This window comes from Pedococcus sp. P1_H8, assembly GCF_056405175.1.
Genome location: NZ_JBFUCP010000364.1, coordinates 1 through 394 on the forward strand (window position 1 = coordinate 1; position 394 = coordinate 394).

The 394-nt window shown below is 71.3% G+C and carries 1 protein-coding gene; it reads left to right on the forward strand.

The features are described 5' to 3' along the window. The coding region (locus tag AC1DYG_RS20390) for a hypothetical protein (protein ID WP_477641656.1) at positions 1-394 on the forward strand (394 nt) is incomplete at both ends.

A 394-nucleotide genomic window follows, 5' to 3' on the forward strand; every position in this document is an offset into this window, starting at 1 on the left:
GCGCTCCCTGGTGGCGCCCGACCGGCACCCGGGTCATGCAGGTCGCCGCCGCGCTGGTGGTCCTGCAACTGCTGGTCCGCGGGGTGGTGGCGGCCCGCGGCTACTACTACTGGGACGACCTGATCCTCACCGGGCGCGCCGGGACGATGTCGCTGCTGTCGCCGGAGTTCCTGCTCTACGACCACGACGGGCACTTCATGCCGGCGGGGTTCCTGGTCGCCGGGATCGCGAACACCCTCGCCCCGTACCAGTGGGCGCTGCCCGCGCTGATCCTGGTGATCCTGCAGGCCCTCGCGTCCCTGGCGGTCCTGCGCCTGCTCACCGTGCTGCTCGGCCGCCGGCCGACCCTGCTGATTCCCTTTGCGCTCTACCTGTTCTCGCCGTTGACGTTGCC